The following is a 19,856-nucleotide window of genomic DNA, read 5'->3' as shown; positions in this document are numbered from 1 at the left end:
GCCCCGCGCCGAACGCGGCGCGGGGATTACGGGAGCAAGACTGTGGCGAGCCGATCAAGGTTGTGCCGGACCTGCCCGCGGATCTCGGACCGGTCCGGCGGATCGTGCCCCGGGCCTGCACGATCGCCCTAGGCCTGCACGATCGGCTCCCGGGTGAACAGGGCGCCCAGCTCGGGAGCGTTCACCCGGCGGTCCGCCAGGCGCAGCGCCTCCCAGACCGTGACCTGGTTGGCGGTGAGGACCGGCTTGCCCAGTTCCTTCTCCAGGGCCGGGATGTGGGCCGCCGTGTGCAGCGCGGTGTCGGGGAGGAGGATCGCCTCCGCCTCCGGATGGTCCGCCGCGCGGGCCAGGGCCAGCACCTCGGCCTCGGTCCAGGTGCCGACCTCCGCCGCCGTGATGATCCCCGAGCTGCGGACGCCGGCCACCTCCAGACCGGCCGCGCGCAGGAACTCCGCGAAGAGCTGGGCCACGTCCTCCGGGTACGTCGCGCCGATCGCGACCCGGCGCAGACCCAGCTCCCGGATCGCGTGCACGAAGGCGAAGGAAGTCGAGGAGGCCGGCATGCCGGCCGTCGCCGCCAGGGTGCGGACCTGCTGGTGGGCGCCGTCCCAGCCGTGCACGAAGCTGCCGCTGGTGCACGCCCACACCACGGCCTCCGCACCCGCGTGCCGCAGCTCCTGCACGCCCGCCGCGAGCCGCTGCGGGGAGCCCATCTCGCGCAGCGCGTCCACGCGGTGCGCGTCCTCGCCGATGTCGGTGTGCACCAGGTCGACCCGGATGTCACTGCCCAGGAGCTGCTCGATGCGTGGATAGTCGTCCTCGCCGGAGTGACCCGGGTACAGGAATCCCAGTGCTGTCATGTCCACCCTTCCTGCTGCTGCTCTTCCTCCGGAAGCCCGGAGACACCAGAAACGCCCGGGACGCCGGACACATCCGGGACACCGGACACCCCCGGGACCCCCGACACACCCGGAAGGCCGGGGACGCCGGGCACCCCCGGGAGGCTCGGGGCACCCGGGGCCTCGGGTACCTCCGACACCACGGAACCGAACCGGGCCGCCGGGTCGATCAGCGCCTGATACGGCCCCACGGCAGGGGTACCCAGCCGGCGCAGCGCCGCCCACATCGTCACTTGGTTGGCGGAGATCACCGGAATGCGCAGCTCGGCCTCCAGCTGCGGGATCACGTCGTAGGTGGGCAGGTTCGTGCAGGAGATGAAGAGCGCGTCCGCCGCCCCCGGCCGGGGCACCGCCCGGTGGGCCATGTCGGCGACCTCGCGGTACCCGACCTTCCAGATGTGCCGGGTCAGGCCCATGAAGGCGCAGCCGGTGACCGAGACGCCGCCCTGGGCGACGTACTCCTCCAGGGCCCGGGTGACGGAGACGGTGTACGGGGTCACCAGCGCGACCCGGCGTACGCCCAGCTCGGCCAGGGCCTCCAGGAGCGCGCCGGAGGTGGTCAGCGACGGGGTCGCACCGGCCCGGGTCATCGCCGCGCACATCGCGCGTTCGCCGGCGATGCCGCCGACGAAGCTGCCCGAGGTGCAGGCGTAGGCGAGGACGCCGGGGGCGATCGCGTTCAGGGTCCGGGTGGCCTCCTGAAGCGTCTCGTGCTCGCTGACCAGGCGGGCCAGGTCCAGGCTGACCTCGACCGGCACGTACGGCGTTCTCGTCATGTGGAGCGAGACCTCGTCCGGCACCCAGCGCCACAGTTCGCGGTCGAGAGCGAAGTCGAAGGGAGCGACGACACCGACACCGCGTTGCGGGGCGGGTCCGCCGAGAAAGGAGATGTCCATGGCACGCACCGGCCTCACACTGAGGGAGGAGAGGACAACGCACCGTACGCACGGCCGTGTTGACGACGGTAGGTTCCGGTGCGAGCGTGGTCAATCCGCGCGCGTCACCAGCAGGTCAACAGCTGGTTAATCCCTCGTCAGCCCCCGTGCCGCGACCGCCGCAACAGGTCGGTCACCCCCATCCTCCAGGACCGGCCGCACACCCCTTCTCCGGAGAAGCGCCTGCCGATGACCAGCCCCGTCCCGACCCTCCTCGTCCTCGACGCCGACCCCCGCCCCCGCCTCGGCCGCCTCACCGGACGCGCCCGGATCGAGTACGCGGACGAGTCGACGCTCGCCGAGCGGCTGCCGCACGCCGACGTGCTGCTCGTGTGGGACTTCACCTCGCACGCCGTGCGGAAGGCGTGGCCCGGCGGTGGGCCCCGGCCGCGCTGGGTGCACACCGCGAGCGCGGGGGTGGACCATCTGATGTGTCCGGAACTCGCCGCCTCACAGACCGTGGTGACCAACGCCCGCGGGGTCTTCGACCAGCCCATCGCCGAGTACGTCGCCGCCCTCGTCCTGGCGATGGCCAAGGATCTGCCGAGGACTCTGGAGCTGCAACGGGAGCGGACCTGGCGGCACCGGGAGTCGCAGCGGGTGGCCGGCACCCGTGCGGTCGTCGTCGGCTCGGGGCCGATCGGACGGGCGATCGCGCACACCCTGAAGGCGCTCGGCATCACCACCGCGCTGGTCGGCCGCACCCCGCGCACCGGCGTGCACGGCCCCGAGGAGCTGGACCGGCTGCTGGCCCGCGCCGACTGGGTGATCGCGGCCGCCCCGCTGACCGAGGACACGCGCGGCATGTTCGACGCCCGCCGGTTCGGCGTGATGCAGCCCTCCGCCCGCTTCGTCAACATCGGACGCGGCCAGCTCGTGGTCGAGGAGGCGCTCGCCGAGGCGCTGGCCAAGCGCTGGATCGCGGGCGCGGCCCTGGACGTGTTCGAGGCCGAGCCGCTGGCCGCCGGCAGTCCGTTGTGGCAGGTCCCGGGACTGATCGTGTCGCCGCACATGAGCGGGGACACGATCGGCTGGCGGGACGAGCTGGGTGCGCAGTTCGTGGAGTTGTACGAGAGCTGGTCGGCGGGCAGGCCTCTGACGAACGTGGTCGACAAGCAGCGCGGGTACGTACCCGGACACTGACTCCCTTGGAGGGTGGATGACCGACCTCACCGAGCTGACCGCCGTACAGCTCATCGACGGCTACCGCAAGGGCGCATTCGGCCCTGTGGACGCGACCCGGGCCGCGCTGGAGCGGGCCGAGCGGATCCAGCCGGAGGTGAACGCCTTCGTCCGGCTCACCGCCGAGGAGGCACTCGACCGGGCACGGGAGTCGGAGCGGCGGTGGCGGCGCGGCGAACCGTGCGGACGGCTCGACGGCGTCCCGGCCACGGTGAAGGACATCCTGCTGATGCGCGGCCATCCGACCCTGCGCGGGTCGCGCGCCGTCTCGCCGGAGGGCCCCTGGGAGGAGGACGCCCCCGCGGTCGCCCGGATGCGGGAGCACGGTGCGGTCTTCCTGGGGAAGACGACGACACCCGAGTACGGCTGGAAGGGCGTGACCGACTCGCCGCTGAGCGGCATCACCCGCAACCCGCACGACCCCTCCCGTACCGCCGGCGGCTCCAGCGGGGGCGCCGGGGCGGCCGTGGCCCTCGGTGCGGGGCCGCTGGCGCTGGGCACGGACGGCGGCGGCAGCGTGCGCATCCCGGCGGCCTTCTGCGGGATCTTCGGCCTGAAGCCGACCTACGGCCGGGTGCCGCTCTACCCGGCGAGCGCCTTCGGCACGCTGGCCCACGTGGGCCCGATGACCCGGGACGCGGCGGACGCGGCGCTGCTGCTGGACGTGATCGGGGTGCCGGACGCCCGGGACTGGTCCGCGCTGGGGCCGCCGCCCGGGTCGTACACGGAGGCGCTGTCCGGCGGGGTGCGGGGGCTGCGGGTGGCGTACTCCCCCTGCCTGGGCGGGCAGGTGGCGGTGCGGCCGGCGGTGGCGGCGGCGGTGCGGCACGCGGTGCAGCGGCTCGCGGACCTGGGCGCGTACGTCACGGAGGCCGACCCGGACTTCGCCGAGCCGGTGGAGGCCTTCCACACCCTGTGGTTCAGCGGGGCGGCGCGGGTGGTGCAGCACCTCGGGCCCGAGCAGCGGGCGCTGCTCGATCCGGGCCTGCGGGAGGTCTGCGCCGCCGGGGCGCGGCACTCCGCGCTGGAGTACCTGGCCGCCGTGGACGTCCGCATGGAGCTGGGCCGCCGGATGGGCCGCTTCCACGAGGCGTACGACGTGCTGGTCACGCCGACCACGCCGATCACCGCGTTCGAGGCGGGCGTGGAGGTGCCCAAGGGCTCGGGGCACCGGCGGTGGACGGGGTGGACGCCGTTCACCTACCCGTTCAACCTGACCCAGCAGCCGGCCGCGACGGTCCCGGTCGGGCGGGACGGGGACGGCCTGCCGATCGGCATGCAGCTCGTGACCGCCCGGCACCGGGACGATCTGCTCCTGCGGACGGCCCACGCGCTGTACGAGGCCGGGGTCGCCGAACCCGTCGTGCGGCCCGGCTCCGGCACTACACCCGGCGGAAGCTGAGCGCCTCCCCCGCCGCTCCCGACCGCCACAGGTCGTTGCAGCCCTCCGCCATGGCGTCCAGTCCCTCGACGACCTGGCCCCAGACGATGCCGGGCACCCAGCCGACATCGGCGTTGAGCAGCAGGTTGTTGCGCTCGTAGAACAGGGCCAGGTCGACCAGGGTGGTGCCCGGGCGGACCTCACGGTCGTAGCCGTACGCCTTGGTGCCCAGCTCCGTGCCCGCGAAGGCGAAATAGCACAGATCGCCCGGGATAGGGGTTACGGTCGGATTCTCCAGAGGCGGCTCTTTCTCCGCGAAGGGCTGGAAAAGCGCGTAGATCTCATTGCGCGCGTACTTCGCGTGGTAGACGTCGCCGGCCAGGGGCAGCGCGTCCCAGACGGCCGCGCAGGTGAGCGGAGCGCGGTCGTCCAGCAGCCGGGCCGTGCAGCGGATGTCGCGTTTGACCAGCGAGACTTCGATGAAGCGATCAGCCATCCCCCCATGGCAGTGCCCGCGGCCGCCGCGGTCAAGGGCGCATCGGTGCGATACCGGTCCGAAAAAGACCGGCATAACTCGGAGGGCTTCGGGTAGCCGCGCGCCCATGGCCTCACCACCAGACAGAATTCCGCCCACAGTCAGGCGTGACCGCATATCCGGGATATCCGGGCCCACGCGCCGGTCGCTGCTCGCGGGGGTCGCGGCGCTCGGCGCGCTGGGTGCCGCCGGATGCTCGCGCGTGGCCACCGCCTCGGACACGGAGGGGGGTGAACTCCTGGAGCGGCTCCGGGCGCAGGGCGTCGCGCGGCTCGGCATCGCCGGGGAGATCCCCTTCGGGTACATCGACAAGAACGGCGAGTTGACCGGCGAGGCGCCGGAGCTGGCGAAGGTCATCTTCCAACGTCTCGGCGTGGACCGGGTGCAGCCGGTGCCGACCGAGTTCGGTTCCCTCATCCCCGGTCTGAAGTCGCAGCAGTTCGACATCGTGGCCGCGGGGATGTACGTCAACCCCGAGCGCTGCGAGCAGGTCATCTTCTCCGACCCCGACTACCAGATGCTCGACTCGTTCATCGTGCGCAAGGGCAACCCCCTGGGCCTGCACAACTACCGGGACGTCGTGGAGAAGAAGGCGAAGTTCGCGACCGGCACCGGCTACGCGGAGATCGGGTACGCCGTGGAGGCCGGTTACCCGCGGGGCGAGATCCTGATCGTGCCGGACCAGGTGGCCGGTCTCAACGCCGTCGAGACCGGACGCGCCGACGTCTTCGCCGGTACCGCGCTGACCACCCGCGAGGTGGTGAAGAAGTCCACCAAGGCCGAGGTGACCGAGCCGTTCAAGCCGATCGTCAACGGCGAACCGCACGTCGACGGCGGCGCCTTCGCGTTCCGGCCGAACGAGACCAACCTGCGTGACGCCTTCAACGTCGAGTTGCACAAGATGAAGAAGAGCGGCGAACTGCTGCGCATCCTGCGCCCGTTCGGCTTCACGGAGGAAGAGATGACCGATCTGACCGCGAAGGAGCTCTGCGGCGGATGACATCCGGACTCTGGGAACTCGTCGTCAGGGGCGTGTGGACCACCATCCAGCTGCTTGTCTTCAGCGCGCTGCTGGGCGCCGCGATCTCCTTCGTGGTCGGCATCGCCCACACCCACCAGTCGCGGGTGGTCAGGTTCCTCGCGGGCCTGTACACCACGGTGTTCCGTGGGACCTCCGCGCTGATCATGATCTTCTGGATCTACTTCGTGCTGCCGCTGAGCTTCGGCTGGCAGCTCGTGCCGATGTGGGCGGGCACGCTCGCGCTCGGGCTCACGTACGGGGCGTACGGCTCGGAGATCGTGCGCGGTGCGATCGCGGCCGTCGATCCGGCCCAGAAGGAGGGCGGTATCGCCCTCAGCTTCACGCCCTGGCAGCGGATGCGGCTGATCCTGCTGCCGCAGGCCGTGCCGGAGATGATCCCGCCGTTCTCGAACCTGCTGGTCGAGCTGTTGAAGGGCACCGCGCTGGTGTCCCTCATGGGCATGGGCGACCTGGCGTTCAGCGGCAACCTGGTGCGTCTCGCGCTGCAGGAGAGCGCGGAGATCTACACGTACATCCTGTTCATCTACTTCGTCATCGCCTTCCTGCTCACCCGGCTCATGCGGGGCCTGGAGAAGAAGCTGAAGGCAGGGGTGGGGAAGACGCCTCGGACCGGCACCGAAGCCATTCGGCAGCCCGAGGCCACCGTGGGAGGTGTCTCGTGAACTGGGACTGGAACGCGGTGGCCGACTTCATGCCGCACTTCTGGGACGGCCTGCTGGTCACCCTGCAGATCCTGGTCATCGGATCGGTGATCTCCTTCGTCCTCGGCCTGGTGTGGGCGCTGCTGATGCGGGCGCCCTCGCGCTGGGTCACCTGGCCGGTCGGTGCGATCACCGAGTTCGTGCGGAACACTCCGCTGCTGGTGCAGCTGTTCTTCCTGTTCTACGTGCTGCCCGAGTGGGGCCTGACCGCCTCCGCCCTGACCACCGGCGTGATCGGCATCGGCCTGCACTACTCGACCTACACGATGCAGGTCTACCGGGCCGGCATCGAAGCCGTACCGGTCGGCCAGTGGGAGGCGGCCACGGCGCTGAACCTGCCCCTGCGCCGGACCTGGGCCGCGGTGATCCTCCCGCAGGCGATCCGCCGGGTCGTCCCCGCGCTGGGCAACTACGTCATCGCCATGCTGAAGGACACCCCGATCCTGATGGCGATCACCGTGCTGGAGATGCTCGGCGAGGCGCAGCTCTTCGCCCGTGAGCACTTCCAGTTCACCGAGCCCCTGACGGTGATCGGCGTGGCCTTCATCGTCATCTCCTACCTGGCCTCCCTTGCCCTGCGAGCCCTGGAGCGACGCCTTGTCCACTGACACCCTTCCCACCCCCGAGAACCCCGAGAAGAGCACCGCGTCGGGCGGCGGCGAGCTGATCCGGCTGGAGCAGGTCACCAAGCGGTTCGGGGACAACACCGTCCTGGACCACCTCGACTTCGCCGTGGACGCCGGAAAGCACGTCACCCTGATCGGCCCGTCCGGTTCGGGCAAGACGACGATCCTCAGACTGCTGATGACGCTGCTCAAGCCCGACGAGGGCGTGATCACCGTCGACGGGCAGCGGCTGTTCCCGGCCTCCGACAAGGAGGTCCGCGAGGTCCGCAAGAAGATCGGGATGGTCTTCCAGCAGTTCAACCTGTTCCCGAACATGACCGTGCTGCGGAACATCACCGAGGCGCCGGTCACCGTCCTCGGGATGTCCAAGGACGAGGCCGTGGAGCGGGCCAAGGGACTGCTGGACATGGTCGGCCTGGCCGACAAGTGCGACGCTCACCCGGCCCAGCTCTCCGGCGGCCAGCAGCAGCGGGTGGCGATCGCCCGGGCGCTGGCGATGCGGCCCAAGGTGCTGCTGCTGGACGAGGTCACCTCCGCGCTCGACCCGGAACTGGTCGCCGGCGTGCTGGACGTGCTGCGGGACATCGCGCGCAGCACGGACATCACCATGCTCTGCGTGACCCACGAGATGAACTTCGCCCGGGACATCTCGGACCAGGTCCTGATGTTCGACTCGGGCCGCGTCATCGAGGCGGGTGCGCCGGAGAAGATCTTCAGCGAGCCCGAGCACGACCGGACCCGGGAGTTCCTCAGCGCAGTCCTCTGACGGCCGGCAGTGTCTGCCCCGACGCCCGAGGTCCGGGCGTTGGGGCATTCCTTTGGCATATGCCAGCGGTCAACGCCCCAGTTGGGAGGGCAGGCATTCTCGTCAACCGCCGCGCAATTCAGGCCCTTTGGCCGCTATCGTGAGAGGGATTCGCCGTCCGGACCACGGCCCAACGAGCGAGCGCAGGGAGACCACCGTGGCGCTGCAGCACAAGCCGACCGCTCCGCTCCACTCCGCCCAGGACGCCCTGCGGGTCCTGGAGGTCGTGGCACGGCACGGCACCGGAGTCACCGAGGCCCGGCTCGCCCGGCACACCGGCCTGGCCCCCGAGCGGCTGACCACGCTGCTGCGGATGCTGCGCCGGGAGGGGTACGTCGAGCAGATCACCGACGGCAGGCACGAGGGGGCGTACGTCACCGGGGAGGCGCTCGCCCGGCTGGGTTCGGCGCACGGGCACGAGGAGGCACTGCGCGACAAGCTCCAGCGCACCCTGGACCGGCTGCGCGACTCCGTCGGCGCGGCCGTCTACATCAGCCGGTACGTCGACGGCGAGGTCCGCGTCACCCAGTACGCCGACAGCCCGGCCGCGCCCAAGGTCAACGAGTGGGTCGACTTCCGCTGCTCGGCGCACGCCACCGCGGTCGGCAAGAGCCTGCTCACCCAGCTGGACCACGCCGGCCGCCGGGACCATCTGGCCCGGCACAAGATGGCCCGCCTCACCTCGCGCACGATCACCAGCGACAGACTGCTGCTCTCCCGCCTGGAGGCGCAGCCGCCCTCGGTGCCCGTCCTCGACCTCCAGGAGTACGCGGTCGGCACGGTCTGCGCCGCGGTCCCGATCACGGCCGGCGCCTCGGCGGGCTGCCTGGCGCTGTCCATGCCGGTCGAGCACGCCCACCGGCTGCGCCGGGCGGCCGACACGCTGAACCGGAACGCGGCGCGGGTACTGCTGTCGCTGGCGATCTAGGACACCCGGCCCGCGGCTCTCCCGGTTCACCTGTCCGTGGTCGGAAGCACCTCCGTGGACCAGGTAGTATTTTCCTCGTCGCCGCCGCGAGAGCGAAACGCGCGGTCGGCGGGAGTCATGCGCCGCTAGCTCAGTTGGTTAGAGCAGCTGACTCTTAATCAGCGGGTCCGGGGTTCGAGTCCCTGGCGGCGCACAAACGAAGGGGCCCCCTCGCGGACGCGAGGGGGCCCCTTCCTCTGAGCCTCAGAAGGTCACGTCCGAGCACGCGTAGAACGCGTTGCCGGTGTCGGCGACCGTCCACACCGCGAGGATGACGTGGTGGCCGCTCAGCCCGGACGGCAGCCGGCCGCTGTGGGAGAGCGTGGACGGCGGGCGCTGCCCGTTGTACGGCACCGTCAGGAACGGCGTGAGGTTGAGGTCGGACCGGGACAGGTTGTGGTTCTGGTTCCAGCCCGGCTTCGTCACGTAGTACTTGAAGTCGGTCGTGGCGTGCATGGCGGTGAACTGCCAGCGGAAGGTGTAGTTCTGCCCGCCGGTCACCCTGGTCGTCGGCCAGGCTCCGCCCGAGGGGGTCTTCGGGCTGTCGAGCTGGGAGAACGGGGCGTTGTTCGCGGAACAGATCCGCCCGTCCGCCGGTCCGCCCGCCGGGAAGCCCTTCGGGCCCTCGACGCTCTGCGGCTCCCACTGGATCGCACCGCAGTTGCTGACGGAGCCGTTCTGGCAGAGCTTCTGCCGGCTGATGGGCAGGTCGGTGTAGCCGTGACCGCTGGCACCGCCGGAGGAGAGCACCAGGGCGCCGGTGGTCGCCAGACCCACCGCCCCGGCGTACAACTTGGTCCTTTTGCGCATACTGCCGCTCCTGTGACGTGGGGGAGGTTCAGTGAGCCGTGCAGGTCTAGACCAAGTCTCAGGTTATTGCCGTTAGTTGAACATGTCCATACCAATCGAGGAACCCGGTCGAGGGCGCCTCGGGGGCGCCTCGGGCAGCCGTCAGGGAGCCGTCGCGGAACCGTCAGTGCGGGCCCTCCCCGCGTCCCGCGCAGAACGCCACCGTCAGGTCCCGCACCAGCGCCTTGCGCTCGTAGTCGTCGAGCGTGACGAGCCCGCGGGTGGTCAGCCGGGTCACCGTGTCCTCCACCGAGTCCACGACCGAGGTGAGCACGGTCGCCCGGTGCTGCGCGTCCAGGGCGGCGATCCGGCGGCGGTGCATCGCGGCGGCGACCTCGGGGGCGTATTCCACCCGCACCGGCCGCACCGAGAAGACCTCCAGACCGATCGCCGCCGCCTCCGCCGCCACCAGCCGGGTCAGCGTCTCGGCCGCCGCGTCCGCCGCACCCCGCGACCCGCCGGGTGTCTCCACCGGCACCCGGGCCAGCGCCGCCTCCACGCACTCGCGCAGATACGTCTCGTGATCCTCGACGCCCAGCGTGGCCCGCGCGGTGTCCCGCACCCGCCACACCACCAGCGTCACCGCCCGCAGCGCTACGCCGCTGCCGTCGGCGGCGGGCATCGGCTCGCTGCGCCAGTGCCGCAGCCGGACGTCCACCCGGCGGCGCAGCAGCAGCGGGTTGACCCACATCAGGCCGGTGCGCCGGACGGTCCCCCGGTAGCGCCCGAACAGGCCGAGCACCCAGGCCCGCCCGGTCCGGCCCCGGGCCAGCCCGCCGAAGCCGAACAGCCCCAGCGCCCCGGCGGCCGCGTACGCCGCCCACTGCACCGGACCGAGCCCGGCACCCTGGTACGCCGGAAGCGCCGAGGCCGCGATCGGCGGCAGGATGCCCGCCCACCACGTGGTGACCGCACAGCCGGCCGCGCCGCAGGAACCGGCCAGCACGCCGGCCGCGCCGGGCAGCACCCGAGCCGGGCGCTCCACCAGGTCCGGGTCGACCTGCGGCACGGGCCGCGGCTTCCCCGGCAGCGGACGGCGCAGCCGCGGCTGCTCCCCGGTGCCCTGCCTGCGGCCGACGACCGCCGGTCGCAGCGGCACCGGCTCCGGGTCCGGGTCGTCGCGGAAGAGCAGGTGGACGGGGATCTCGGTGGTGGACTCGTTCTGGATGAGCCGGACGGGCCGGGCCGCGCCCTCCGCCGGTCCGCTCGGCTCGGGGGTGGGTGACGTGGTCGTCGAAGAGGTCGTACTCATGCGTGCTCCAGCCTCCGCGCCAGATGCGTCATGAACGGGGGGTCGGCGAGTGCAGGGTCCGAAGAGGAGTGGGGGTGAGGAGATGAGGGGGTGAGGAGACGTGTGGGAGTGGTGAGAGGAGGTGGGGTGACCGGTGGGGTCGCGGATGCGGATGCCGGTGCGGGCCGGTGGTCAGGAGAACAGCCGCCGCCAGGTCTCCGGGCCCGGGTAGCCGTCGGCCGCTCCGCCGCGCCAGCCCTGGGCGCGCTGGAAGGCCTCGACGTTCCGCCGGTCCGCCTCGCCCCAGCGCGGGCCCGGACCGGTCGTGTAGTGCTTGCCGAATCCCTTCTTCACCAGCTGCCTGCCCAGCCGGGTGACGTACTCGTTGGTGGCGCCCGGCCGGAACATCGCACGGCCCGGGTAGCCGGGCACCCCGTGCGAGGCGGGTTCCGGGGCCGGTCCGCCCGCCGCCGCGGCCGGGATGTCCCTGCCCTTGCCGGTGGCCAGCAGCTCCCAGGTGGCCGGACCCGGCAGCCCGTCGGCGTCGGCGCCGCGCCAGCCCTGGGCCCGCTGGAACGCCTGGGTGGCCCTGCGGTCCGCGTCCGACCAGCGGGGTCCCGGCCCGGAGGCGTAGAAGCGCCCGCCGCCGCGCTCGATCAGCAGCCGCCCCAGCCGGGTGACGTACGCGTTGTCGGCGCCGGGTCCGAAGGACGCCGCCCCCGGGTAGCGCGTCGAGGGCGCTGCCTGGGGCCCCGCGGTGTCCGGGGTGGCGGACACCACACCCTTGTACCGGTAGGGCAGATAGCGGGAGGAATTGCTCCAGTAGGCGTAGGGGGTGGTCTGCTTCCGGGTGTGCGGGCGGGTCTGCTCGTAGGCGGTGTAGGAGGTGTGCGTGTGGTCCGTCCAGCCGCCGAAGATCACCACGTGGGAGCCCGCGTGCGGATCGGACGTGTTGTGGAACAGCAGAATGTCACCGGGCTGGAGTTCCTCCTTGGAAATCCGGTCCGCGTACGTGCCGAGGCTGCCCGTCCATTCGTTTCCGGGCAGGCTCCAGGCCATCGACACATAGCCCGAGCAGTCCTGCCGGTAACCGTCGGACCAGTAGGCGGTCATGCTGTACGGCACTTTCGCGGCGACCCATTTCTTGGCCCGGTTGATGATCTCCGTCCGGGTGATCGCGCGGACACCGGCGCCGGCCGGCGGGACCACCGGCTTCCCGCTCGCGCCGTGCAGCGGAGCCCGGTCGCCCTGCGGGGTGTCGGGCTCGTCACCTGTGGGAATGCCGGGCCGGTCGGGGGCGTGGGCGGCGGCCGGGAGCGCTGCCGCCTGGCTCGCGCCGAGCGCGGCGGAGGCCGCGGCCGCGGCCGCCACGATCAGGGTCCGGTGGGCCGCCGGATGGGCGAAGGTGCGGCCGGACGGGGAATGCGGCAGGACGCGCCGCCAGTGCCGGCAGCCCGGGCAGTCGCAGTCGACCTCCGGGTCGAATTCCTCGAATACCGGAGCCTCCATGCGATTCCCCTCACACTCCTGCTGAAAAAGTCCGCGGCGGTACACGTGCGTCAGTTTCTCAACTGACTTCGAACCGCGCATGCTGACGGTCCGAATGATGTACGGGGGCCTCCCGGGCGCCGGCCCGGCCCCCGGCCGGCGGTCAGGAGCACCCTCCGGGGTCGGGTAGAGTTGTGGGCGTCAGCCGGCGCCGCTAGCTCAGTTGGTTAGAGCAGCTGACTCTTAATCAGCGGGTCCGGGGTTCGAGTCCCTGGCGGCGCACCGACAGCGAAGGCCCTCCGCTTCGAGCGGGGGGCCTTCGTCGTGCGCTCCCCACACGCCACAATGAACACGTTTGACCGGCAAACACCGCGTTTCGCATCTTGCGATCATGACGAACGCCGTAGAACCCTGGTCCGGTTGGGGGGGAGAACCGGTTTCCGGTGCCGCGGGGTGGTGGGATCCCGGTGGTGACCGGATGCCGAGGGGGCACCATGCAACCGGGAGGCGTCGCTCCATGTCTATAAGGTGTGTGGATGACGTGGCGGCAGCGACCCGCCACTGACACGCCCGTGAAGGTCGAGGGGGACCCGGAACCGGGCGCAGGAAGCGACGGAACACGCGGCGCGCCGCGTGTGGGGGGATGACTCATGGCGTCGACGCCGACGGGCGACCGACAGGACTTCGATCCGTCCCGGACCACCCAGCTCAGGGTGCCCGCGCATCGGAACAGCACGACCGGCACGTTCCGGCGGATCAGGAAGAGCCTGCCGAGGTACGACTACGAGCACTACAGCCGGCTGGCGGGCCCCCTCACCCAGCCGGACCCGCACAAGCCGTACAAGGTCCAGTACCGCTCGCTGATATCCCAGGAGCCCCACCGCATCCGGATCACCCTGATGCTGGTCGCGGCCCCGGTGCTGTCGCTGGTGCTGCTGTTCTGGCTGCTGCAGCCCGCGCACTGGACCGAGCGCGACTACCCCGCCTTCGACTGGCTGCCCGCCCTCGACATCGTGATGCTCGTCTCGATCGGCCTGATCGAGTTCTTCCGCTGTATGAACGTGCTGTCGAACGCGCACGCCACCCTGGTCGCCCGCGACCCGGTCCCGGTGGTGCCCGAGACCGGCACCCGGGTGGCCTTCCTCACCTCCTTCGTGCCCGGCAAGGAGCCCCTGGAGATGGTGACGAAGACCCTGGAGGCGGCCGTCAAGATCCGCCACCGCGGTCTGCTGCACGTCTGGCTGCTCGACGAGGGCGACGACCCCGAGGTGAAGGAGGTGTGCGCGCGCCTGGGCGTGCACCACTTCTCCCGCAAGGGCGTGGCGAAGTGGAACCGGAAGAAGGGCCCGCACCGCGCCAAGACCAAGCACGGCAACTACAACGCCTGGCTGGAGGCGCACGGCGACGACTACGACTTCTTCGCCTCGGTCGACACCGACCACGTGCCGCTGCCCAACTACCTGGAGCGGATGCTCGGCTTCTTCCGCGACCCGGACGTCGGCTTCGTCATCGGCCCCCAGGTCTACGGCAACTACGACAACTTCGTCACCAAGGCCGCCGAGTCCCAGCAGTTCCTCTTCCACGCGCTGATCCAGCGGGCCGGCAACCGCTACGGGGCGCCGATGTTCGTCGGCACCTCCAACGCCGTACGGATCAAGGCGATCAAGCAGATCGGCGGTCTGTACGACTCGATCACCGAGGACATGGCGACCGGCTTCGAGATGCACCGCGCCAAGAACCCGGCGACGGGCCGCAAGTGGCGCTCGGTCTACACCCCGGACGTGCTCGCGGTCGGCGAGGGCCCGAACGCCTGGACGGACTTCTTCACCCAGCAGATGCGCTGGTCCCGGGGGACGTACGAGACGATCCTCAAGCAGTACTGGAAGGGCTGGTACTCGCTGCCGCCGAGCAAGCTCTTCAACTACACCATGATGATCATCTTCTACCCGATGTCGGCCCTGAACTGGATCCTCGCGGCGCTGAGCTGTGCGCTGTTCCTGGGCCTGGGCGCCTCGGGTGTGAACATCGACCCGGCGGTCTGGTTGATGCTCTACGGCAACGCCTCCGCGCTCCAGATCGGCCTGTACGTCTGGAACCGCCGCCACAACGTGTCCCCGCACGAGCCCGAGGGCTCCGGCGGTGTGGCCGGCATGGTGATGTCCGCCCTGTCGGCACCGCTGTACGCCAAGGCGCTGATCGACTCGGTGCTGCGCCGCAAGAGCAAGTTCGTGGTGACCCCCAAGGGCGACTCGGCCAGCCCGGACCGGTGGCTGGGCACCTTCCGGTACCACTGGTACTTCATCCTGATCTTCGGCGCGTCGATCGTCGCCGGTTTCGTCTTCGGCAACTCCCATCCCGCGATGATCATCTGGGCGTCGTTCGCCATGCTGGTCACCGCGACGCCGATCTTCGCCTGGCGGCACTCGCTGCGTCAGGCGAAGAAGCGGCCCGCCGCCCCGGCCGCCGCCGAGGTACGGGAACCGGCGCCCGCGGCGGGGTACGAGCCGCAGCCCGTCATACCGCAGCAGCCGACGGGCCACGGGCCGCACGCGCCGGAGCAGCGGCCCACCTGGGCCGCGTCCGGGGGAGGCGGCGGAGCCGACGGGGGGAACGACCAGACCATGCAGATCGCCCTTGGTGGACTTGGGGGACGTAAGGAATGAAAGACCGTGCCGGCCGCCGCCGGGCCCGTCGCTTCGCGATAGGTACGGCGGTGGTAGTCGCGCTGGCCGGGATGAACGGGCCGTGGCTGTACCGCTTCGGGACCGAGAAATACCACCAGTACACCATCAACAAGCCGGAGTACAAGGCCGAGAACGGCAAGTGGGAGATCGTCGAGTTCCCCGAGAAGTACCGGCAGAACACCATCCACGCGGCGCTGCTGCACACCGGCAAGGTGCTGCTCGTCGCCGGGTCCGGGAACAACCAGGACAACTTCGACGCGAAGCGGTACGACACCCGGATCTGGGACCCGGTCAAGGGCACCATCAAGAAGGTCCCCACCCCGACCGACCTGTTCTGCACCGGCCACACCCAGCTGCCCGACGGCAATCTGCTGATCGCGGGCGGCACCAAGCGGTACGAGAAGCTCAAGGGCGACGTGAAGAAGGCCGGCGGCCTGATGATCGTCCACAACGAGAACCCGGACAAGCCGATCACCCTGCCCGCCGGCACCCGGTTCACCGGCAAGCAGAACGGCAAGACCTTCGTCTCCAAGGACCCGGTCCTCGTCCCGCGCGCGGAGAAGAACTTCGACAAGGCGACCGGCAGGTTCCTCGGCAACACCCCGGGTTACGGCCGCGTCTACGTCGAGGCGGAGCGGGAGGGCCGGAAGTACCAGACCGGCACCCAGGACAACTACCGCATCCAGGGCCTCAAGGGCGAGGACGCCCGCAACACGTACGGCATCGCGGAGAAGCTCGCCCTCGACAAGAAGGACTTCCAGGGCATCCGGGACACCTATGAGTTCGACGCGGTCGCCGAGAAGTACATCAAGGTCGACCCGATGCACGAGGCCCGCTGGTACCCGACCCTCACCACGCTGAGCGACGGCAGGATCCTCAGCGTCTCCGGCCTCGACGACATCGGCCAGCTGGTCCCGGGCAAGAACGAGATCTACGACCCGAAGACCAAGGAGTGGACGTACACCGAGGAGCAGCGTCAGTTCCCGACGTACCCGGCGCTGTTCCTGATGCAGAACGGGAAGATCTTCTACTCGGGCTCCAACGCCGGCTACGGGCCCGACGACGTGGGCCGCGACCCGGGCGTCTGGGACGTGGAGACCAACAAGTTCACGAAGATCCCCGGCATGAGCGACGCCGACCGGCTGGAGACCTCCGGCACCGTGCTGCTGCCGCCCGCGCAGGACGAGCGGTACATGGTGATCGGCGGCGGCGGGGTCGGCGAGTCCAAGCTGTCCAGCAACAAGACCCGGCTGGTCGACCTCAAGGACGACAAGCCGCGGTTCACGGACGGCCCCTCGCTGGAGAAGGGCACGCGCTACCCGCAGGCCTCCATCCTCCCCAACGACGACGTGCTGGTCTCCGGCGGCTCGGAGGACTACCGGGGCCGCAGTGACTCCAACATCCTCCAGGCGCGGATCTACGACACGGAGAAGAACGCGTTCGAGCGGGTCGCCGATCCGCTGGTGGGCCGCAACTACCACTCGGGATCGGTCCTGCTGCCCGACGGGCGCGTGATGTTCTTCGGCTCGGACTCGCTCTTCGCCGACAAGGCCAACACCAAGCCGGGCACGTTCGAGCAGCGCATCGAGATCTACACGCCGCCGTATCTGTACGGCGAGGAGCGGCCGGACCTGTCCGGTGGTCCGAAGACCATCGAGCGCGGCGGGTCCGGGACCTTCACCTCCAGGGCGGGCTCGTCGATCGAGAAGGTGCGGCTGATCCGGCCGAGCGCGTCCACGCACGTGACCGACGTCGACCAGCGGTCGATCGCGCTGGACTTCAAGGCGTCCGGGGATCAGGTGACGGTGACGGTGCCGGAGAACAGGAACCTTGTGCAGTCGGGGTGGTACATGCTGTTCGTCACGGACAAGAACGGCGTGCCGAGCAAGGCGGAGTGGGTGAAGGTTCCGTAGGTCCTTCTCGCCGCGGCGCTCCCGCGGGCCCGGTCGCCGGGTGCGGGAGCGCCGCGGTTCCCTACGGCGTCGAGGCCTGCGCCAGCTTCAGGGCGTAGTCGTACCACCACTGGCCCGCCTTCGGGCCGCCCTTGCACTCGCCGTCCGACTCGCCGGGGCGCTTGATCCACAGGTAGGCGTCGACCAGCGGGTCGGCGGTCTTCGTCGTCGGGGTCTCGCCGAGGGCGCGGCCCGGCGGGTTGCACCAGCGCTCGCCCGGGTCGCCCTCGGTGTACGGGCCGTTGCCGTTCCGGCTGGTGTCGATGACGAAGTGCTTGCCGCCCACCTTGGCGGACAGTTCCTTGCCGTAGGCGATGGAGTCCTCGGTCGTGTAGAAGTTGGAGACGTTGACCGAGAAGCCGTCGGCCCGGTCGATGCCCGCCCACTTCAGCGGCTCGAAGATCTGGTCGGGGTGGCCCCAGTCGGCGTTGCCCGCGTCCAGGTAGACCTTGGTGTTCTTCAGCGACTTGAGCTTGGCAATGGCGCCCTTGAGGAGGTCGTAGCGCTCCTCGTGGTACTGCTCCGGCGTGCAGCCGTCGACCAGGTGCAGGACCGCGTCCGGCTCCAGGACGACCGTGGCGGAGCGGTCGCCGATGCCCTTGGTTACGCCGTCGACGAAGGCGCGGTAGGCGTCGCCGTCGGCGGCGCCGCCCTGGGAGTACTGGCCGCAGTCGCGGTGCGGGATGTTGTAGAGGACGAGCAGCGCGGTGCGGCCGGCCTCGTCAGCGGCCTCGGTGAAGCCGCGCGCCTGTTCCTCCGGGTTCTCCGGGCTGATCCACTCGGCGACCGGCTGCTGGGCGATCTCGCGGATCTCCTCGGCCTGCGCGTCCTTGCCGTCCTGCTTCAGCTCGGCCATGGCCCGGGCCGCGGTGCCGTCCGGGTTGACCCAGAACGGCGCGGCGTCCTTGGGCTGCTGGGTGATCCCGCCGCCCGCGTCGCCGTCCCGCTCCTTGTCCTCCCCGCCCCCGGAGGAGGAACAGCCGGCGAGCAGCAGTGCCACCCCCAGCACCGCCGCGGACGCCTTGGCCGCGGCAAACGTTCCGGCCCCCCTGCTGCCGTACATCCAACCCCCCTGGTGCACTGTTCGGAGGCTCAATCCTGACATACGCCCCCGGCACCCACGAGGCCCGTGGGCCCGGGGCGCCGGGCGGGTGCCACAGGCCGGTCGCGCGGGTGCCACAGGCCGGTCGCGCGGGTGCCACAGGCCGGTCGCGCGGGTGCCACAGGCCGGTCGCGCGGGTGCTACAGGCCGGTGCCGGTGAGGTAGGCCGAGACGACCACGTTCGCCGTGTAGCCGTTGGCCGCCTCGTCGAAGCTGCCGCCGCAGGTGATCAGCCGCAGCTCGGCGCGGCCGGTGCGGTGCGGCCCGTAGGCCTGGTGGGCGTCGAAGCCGTCGCGGGTGAGGACCTGGATGTCGTCGACGGTGAACTCGGCGACCCCGGCGTCGTCGCGGATGACCCGGATCGTCTCACCGGGCTCCAGGGTGCTGATCCGGTAGAAGACGGCCGGCCGGGTCTCGGTGTCGACGTGGCCCACCATCAGGGCCGTGCCGGCCTCCCCCGGGGTCGCCCCGGCCGCGTACCAGCCGACCGAGCCGGCCCGGTCGAAGGGCGGTGCCTCGAGAGCGCCCTCGGCGTCCAGGCCGCGGGCCATCACCGGTGCCTGGATGCCGAGTCCGGGGATGTCCAGGCGCTGCGGCAGAGCCGCGTCGAGCGGCCGGTGGGCCGGCGGGAGATCGATGTGCGGGGGGCGGCCGGCCGCCGCCATGTCGCCGGTGGCCGGCCCGGATATGCCGTCGGGTACGTCGGTGGCCTCGCGGCCCCACAGCCACAGCCCGAGGAGCAGCACCGCCCAGGCGATACCGGTCGCCAGACGGCCGCTGCCCGCGGGGCGCTCCTGATCGGACATGGGTCTGCTCAGTCCGTTCCGCGGCTCCGGCGGGCGCTGCGCAGCGCCACGGCCACCGCGGCGACGCCGGCGAGGACCAGGCCGGTCACCGCGTGGGCCGTGCCGGGGCCCTCCGCCCGGGCGTCGTCGTCCCGTCCGCCGGCGGCGGCCAGGTGCGCGGTGCCGCCGCCGCCCGCGTCCACGGGGGCGACGGGCGAGGGGTGGGCGGTGGGCCGGGCCGACGCGCCGGCCGAGGAGCGGGCCCGCTCGGCGACGGTGAGGGTGCCGGTCCGCTCGGCGCCGCCGCAGCGGACCTTCACGGCGTAGGCGCCCGCGGTGACCGTGGACTTCACGCGGCTGGAGCCGACGAGTGCGCCGTCCGTGCTGGCGAGGGACAGCCGGGCGTCGGTGACGAACGCCGCCGACGCGGCGACGGCCGTCTTCTCGGTGCAGTCGGCCACGCGGAGCGTGACGTCGGTGCCGGGCGCGGGTCTGGCCGGGGTCACCGAGACTCCGGCGCCGTCCGCCGCGTACGCCGCGTACGCCGTCGGGCCGAGCACCGAGGCCAGCGCGGCTCCGGCACAGAGAGTGATTTTCAGTGAGCCCATCGTGTACCTCCAGTTACCTGGAGACTCCCCCGCGGGCCCGCTCCCCGCACCCGGCGCCGCGCTCAGGCTGGGCCGACCGGGTGA

At 71.2% G+C, this 19,856-nt stretch carries 18 protein-coding genes and 2 tRNA genes; 11 read left to right on the top strand and 9 right to left on the bottom strand.

Going from position 1 to position 19,856, the window contains the following annotated elements; genetic code table 11:
- Positions 1–128: 128 nt before the first annotated feature.
- Together ACLGIH_RS21785 and ACLGIH_RS21780 are read right to left on the bottom strand one after the other, a co-directional pair.
- Positions 129–860, bottom strand: a complete 732-nt coding sequence (locus ACLGIH_RS21785) for a maleate cis-trans isomerase family protein (protein WP_416526941.1) — start codon at positions 858–860, stop codon at positions 129–131.
- Complete coding sequence (locus ACLGIH_RS21780) at positions 857–1,795, bottom strand: aspartate racemase/maleate isomerase family protein (protein ID WP_416526940.1); 939 nt, start codon at positions 1,793–1,795, stop codon at positions 857–859. The genes ACLGIH_RS21785 and ACLGIH_RS21780 overlap by 4 nt, the downstream gene beginning before the upstream one ends.
- 228 nt (positions 1,796–2,023) lie before the next feature.
- Between ACLGIH_RS21780 and ACLGIH_RS21775 the strand changes: the two genes are divergently transcribed.
- A complete protein-coding gene (locus tag ACLGIH_RS21775) occupies positions 2,024–2,977 on the top strand; it encodes a D-2-hydroxyacid dehydrogenase (protein WP_416526939.1) in 954 nt (317 codons plus the stop codon).
- Between the two features lie 16 nt (positions 2,978–2,993).
- Complete coding sequence (locus tag ACLGIH_RS21770; RefSeq protein WP_416526938.1) at positions 2,994–4,418, top strand: amidase; 1,425 nt, start codon at positions 2,994–2,996, stop codon at positions 4,416–4,418.
- Here ACLGIH_RS21770 and ACLGIH_RS21765 read toward each other — a convergent pair.
- Complete coding sequence (locus ACLGIH_RS21765) at positions 4,399–4,893, bottom strand: DUF3830 family protein (protein ID WP_416526937.1); 495 nt, start codon at positions 4,891–4,893, stop codon at positions 4,399–4,401. The genes ACLGIH_RS21770 and ACLGIH_RS21765 overlap by 20 nt on opposite strands.
- 106 nt (positions 4,894–4,999) lie before the next feature.
- Between ACLGIH_RS21765 and ehuB the strand changes: the two genes are divergently transcribed.
- The 6 genes from ehuB (at position 5,000) to ACLGIH_RS21735 (ending at position 9,227) form a co-directional block, all read left to right on the top strand.
- Positions 5,000–5,932: an ectoine/hydroxyectoine ABC transporter substrate-binding protein EhuB gene (gene ehuB / locus ACLGIH_RS21760; protein ID WP_416526936.1), complete on the top strand. Its 933-nt coding sequence runs from the start codon at positions 5,000–5,002 to the stop codon at positions 5,930–5,932.
- Positions 5,929–6,636, top strand: a complete 708-nt coding sequence (gene ehuC, locus ACLGIH_RS21755; RefSeq protein ID WP_416526935.1) for an ectoine/hydroxyectoine ABC transporter permease subunit EhuC — start codon at positions 5,929–5,931, stop codon at positions 6,634–6,636. Before ehuB ends, ehuC begins: the two co-directional genes overlap by 4 nt.
- Entirely contained in the window at positions 6,633–7,283 is a 651-nt protein-coding gene (ehuD, locus tag ACLGIH_RS21750) for an ectoine/hydroxyectoine ABC transporter permease subunit EhuD (protein WP_416526934.1), read from the top strand. The genes ehuC and ehuD overlap by 4 nt, the downstream gene beginning before the upstream one ends.
- The gene (ehuA, locus tag ACLGIH_RS21745; protein ID WP_416526933.1) at positions 7,273–8,067 is read left to right on the top strand and encodes an ectoine/hydroxyectoine ABC transporter ATP-binding protein EhuA; all 795 of its coding nucleotides are present in this window, start codon (positions 7,273–7,275) and stop codon (positions 8,065–8,067) included. Before ehuD ends, ehuA begins: the two co-directional genes overlap by 11 nt.
- A 196-nt stretch (positions 8,068–8,263) precedes the next feature.
- On the top strand, positions 8,264–9,034 hold the full coding sequence (locus ACLGIH_RS21740) for an IclR family transcriptional regulator (RefSeq protein ID WP_416526932.1): 771 nt from the start codon (positions 8,264–8,266) through the stop codon (positions 9,032–9,034).
- Positions 9,035–9,153: 119 nt separating this feature from the next.
- Positions 9,154–9,227 (top strand) — tRNA-Lys (locus ACLGIH_RS21735).
- Between the two features lie 50 nt (positions 9,228–9,277).
- Here the strand turns inward: ACLGIH_RS21735 and ACLGIH_RS21730 are convergent.
- From ACLGIH_RS21730 to ACLGIH_RS21720, 3 genes are all read right to left on the bottom strand, one after another.
- Positions 9,278–9,883 (bottom strand): lytic polysaccharide monooxygenase auxiliary activity family 9 protein, encoded by a 606-nt coding sequence (locus ACLGIH_RS21730; RefSeq protein WP_416526931.1) that lies wholly within the window; start codon positions 9,881–9,883, stop codon positions 9,278–9,280.
- Between the two features lie 163 nt (positions 9,884–10,046).
- A complete protein-coding gene (locus tag ACLGIH_RS21725) occupies positions 10,047–11,174 on the bottom strand; it encodes an SPFH domain-containing protein (RefSeq protein WP_416526930.1) in 1,128 nt (375 codons plus the stop codon).
- 171 nt (positions 11,175–11,345) lie between these two features.
- Positions 11,346–12,662, bottom strand: coding sequence for a peptidoglycan-binding protein (locus ACLGIH_RS21720; RefSeq protein WP_416526929.1), 1,317 nt, complete (start codon positions 12,660–12,662; stop codon positions 11,346–11,348).
- A 187-nt stretch (positions 12,663–12,849) separates the two neighbouring features.
- Between ACLGIH_RS21720 and ACLGIH_RS21715 the strand changes: the two genes are divergently transcribed.
- The 3 genes from ACLGIH_RS21715 (at position 12,850) to glxA (ending at position 17,238) form a co-directional block, all read left to right on the top strand.
- A tRNA-Lys gene (locus ACLGIH_RS21715) sits at positions 12,850–12,923 on the top strand.
- 368 nt (positions 12,924–13,291) lie between these two features.
- Positions 13,292–15,304 (top strand): glycosyltransferase family 2 protein, encoded by a 2,013-nt coding sequence (locus tag ACLGIH_RS21710; RefSeq protein ID WP_416526928.1) that lies wholly within the window; start codon positions 13,292–13,294, stop codon positions 15,302–15,304.
- Positions 15,301–17,238, top strand: a complete 1,938-nt coding sequence (gene glxA / locus ACLGIH_RS21705) for a radical copper oxidase GlxA (protein WP_416526927.1) — start codon at positions 15,301–15,303, stop codon at positions 17,236–17,238. The genes ACLGIH_RS21710 and glxA overlap by 4 nt, the downstream gene beginning before the upstream one ends.
- Before the next feature lie 61 nt (positions 17,239–17,299).
- Here the strand turns inward: glxA and ACLGIH_RS21700 are convergent, their stop codons facing one another.
- The 3 genes from ACLGIH_RS21700 to ACLGIH_RS21690 all read right to left on the bottom strand — a co-directional run bounded on the left by ACLGIH_RS21700 (position 17,300) and on the right by ACLGIH_RS21690 (position 19,772).
- Complete coding sequence (locus ACLGIH_RS21700; protein WP_416526926.1) at positions 17,300–18,340, bottom strand: glycoside hydrolase family 6 protein; 1,041 nt, start codon at positions 18,338–18,340, stop codon at positions 17,300–17,302.
- Positions 18,341–18,519: 179 nt separating this feature from the next.
- Entirely contained in the window at positions 18,520–19,185 is a 666-nt protein-coding gene (locus ACLGIH_RS21695) for a class F sortase (protein WP_416526925.1), read from the bottom strand.
- Positions 19,186–19,193: 8 nt separating this feature from the next.
- Positions 19,194–19,772, bottom strand: coding sequence for a hypothetical protein (locus ACLGIH_RS21690; RefSeq protein ID WP_416526924.1), 579 nt, complete (start codon positions 19,770–19,772; stop codon positions 19,194–19,196).
- Between the last annotated feature and the right edge of the window lie 84 nt (positions 19,773–19,856).

It is taken from the genome of Streptomyces hamibioticus (assembly GCF_047946815.1).
GTDB lineage: Bacteria > Actinomycetota > Actinomycetes > Streptomycetales > Streptomycetaceae > Streptomyces.
Note: the sequence above shows the minus strand (reverse complement) of the source record. Positions and strands in the feature narration are given on the sequence as shown.

Excerpts from the sequence above, each read along its gene's own strand:
- ACLGIH_RS21710 (WP_416526928.1), top strand. The coding sequence starts at position 13,292 with ATGGCGTCGACGCCGACGGGCGACCGACAGGACTTCGATCCGTCCCGG.
- ACLGIH_RS21695 (WP_416526925.1), bottom strand. The coding sequence starts at position 19,185 with ATGTCCGATCAGGAGCGCCCCGCGGGCAGCGGCCGTCTGGCGACCGGT.
- ACLGIH_RS21700 (WP_416526926.1), bottom strand. The coding sequence starts at position 18,340 with ATGTACGGCAGCAGGGGGGCCGGAACGTTTGCCGCGGCCAAGGCGTCC.
- ACLGIH_RS21785 (WP_416526941.1), bottom strand. The coding sequence starts at position 860 with ATGACAGCACTGGGATTCCTGTACCCGGGTCACTCCGGCGAGGACGAC.
- ACLGIH_RS21770 (WP_416526938.1), top strand. The coding sequence starts at position 2,994 with ATGACCGACCTCACCGAGCTGACCGCCGTACAGCTCATCGACGGCTAC.
- ACLGIH_RS21720 (WP_416526929.1), bottom strand. The coding sequence starts at position 12,662 with ATGGAGGCTCCGGTATTCGAGGAATTCGACCCGGAGGTCGACTGCGAC.
- ACLGIH_RS21780 (WP_416526940.1), bottom strand. The coding sequence starts at position 1,795 with ATGGACATCTCCTTTCTCGGCGGACCCGCCCCGCAACGCGGTGTCGGT.
- ACLGIH_RS21690 (WP_416526924.1), bottom strand. The coding sequence starts at position 19,772 with ATGGGCTCACTGAAAATCACTCTCTGTGCCGGAGCCGCGCTGGCCTCG.
- glxA (WP_416526927.1), top strand. The coding sequence starts at position 15,301 with ATGAAAGACCGTGCCGGCCGCCGCCGGGCCCGTCGCTTCGCGATAGGT.
- ACLGIH_RS21765 (WP_416526937.1), bottom strand. The coding sequence starts at position 4,893 with ATGGCTGATCGCTTCATCGAAGTCTCGCTGGTCAAACGCGACATCCGC.
- ACLGIH_RS21775 (WP_416526939.1), top strand. The coding sequence starts at position 2,024 with ATGACCAGCCCCGTCCCGACCCTCCTCGTCCTCGACGCCGACCCCCGC.
- ACLGIH_RS21730 (WP_416526931.1), bottom strand. The coding sequence starts at position 9,883 with ATGCGCAAAAGGACCAAGTTGTACGCCGGGGCGGTGGGTCTGGCGACC.
- ehuB (WP_416526936.1), top strand. The coding sequence starts at position 5,000 with ATGGCCTCACCACCAGACAGAATTCCGCCCACAGTCAGGCGTGACCGC.
- ehuC (WP_416526935.1), top strand. The coding sequence starts at position 5,929 with ATGACATCCGGACTCTGGGAACTCGTCGTCAGGGGCGTGTGGACCACC.
- ACLGIH_RS21725 (WP_416526930.1), bottom strand. The coding sequence starts at position 11,174 with ATGAGTACGACCTCTTCGACGACCACGTCACCCACCCCCGAGCCGAGC.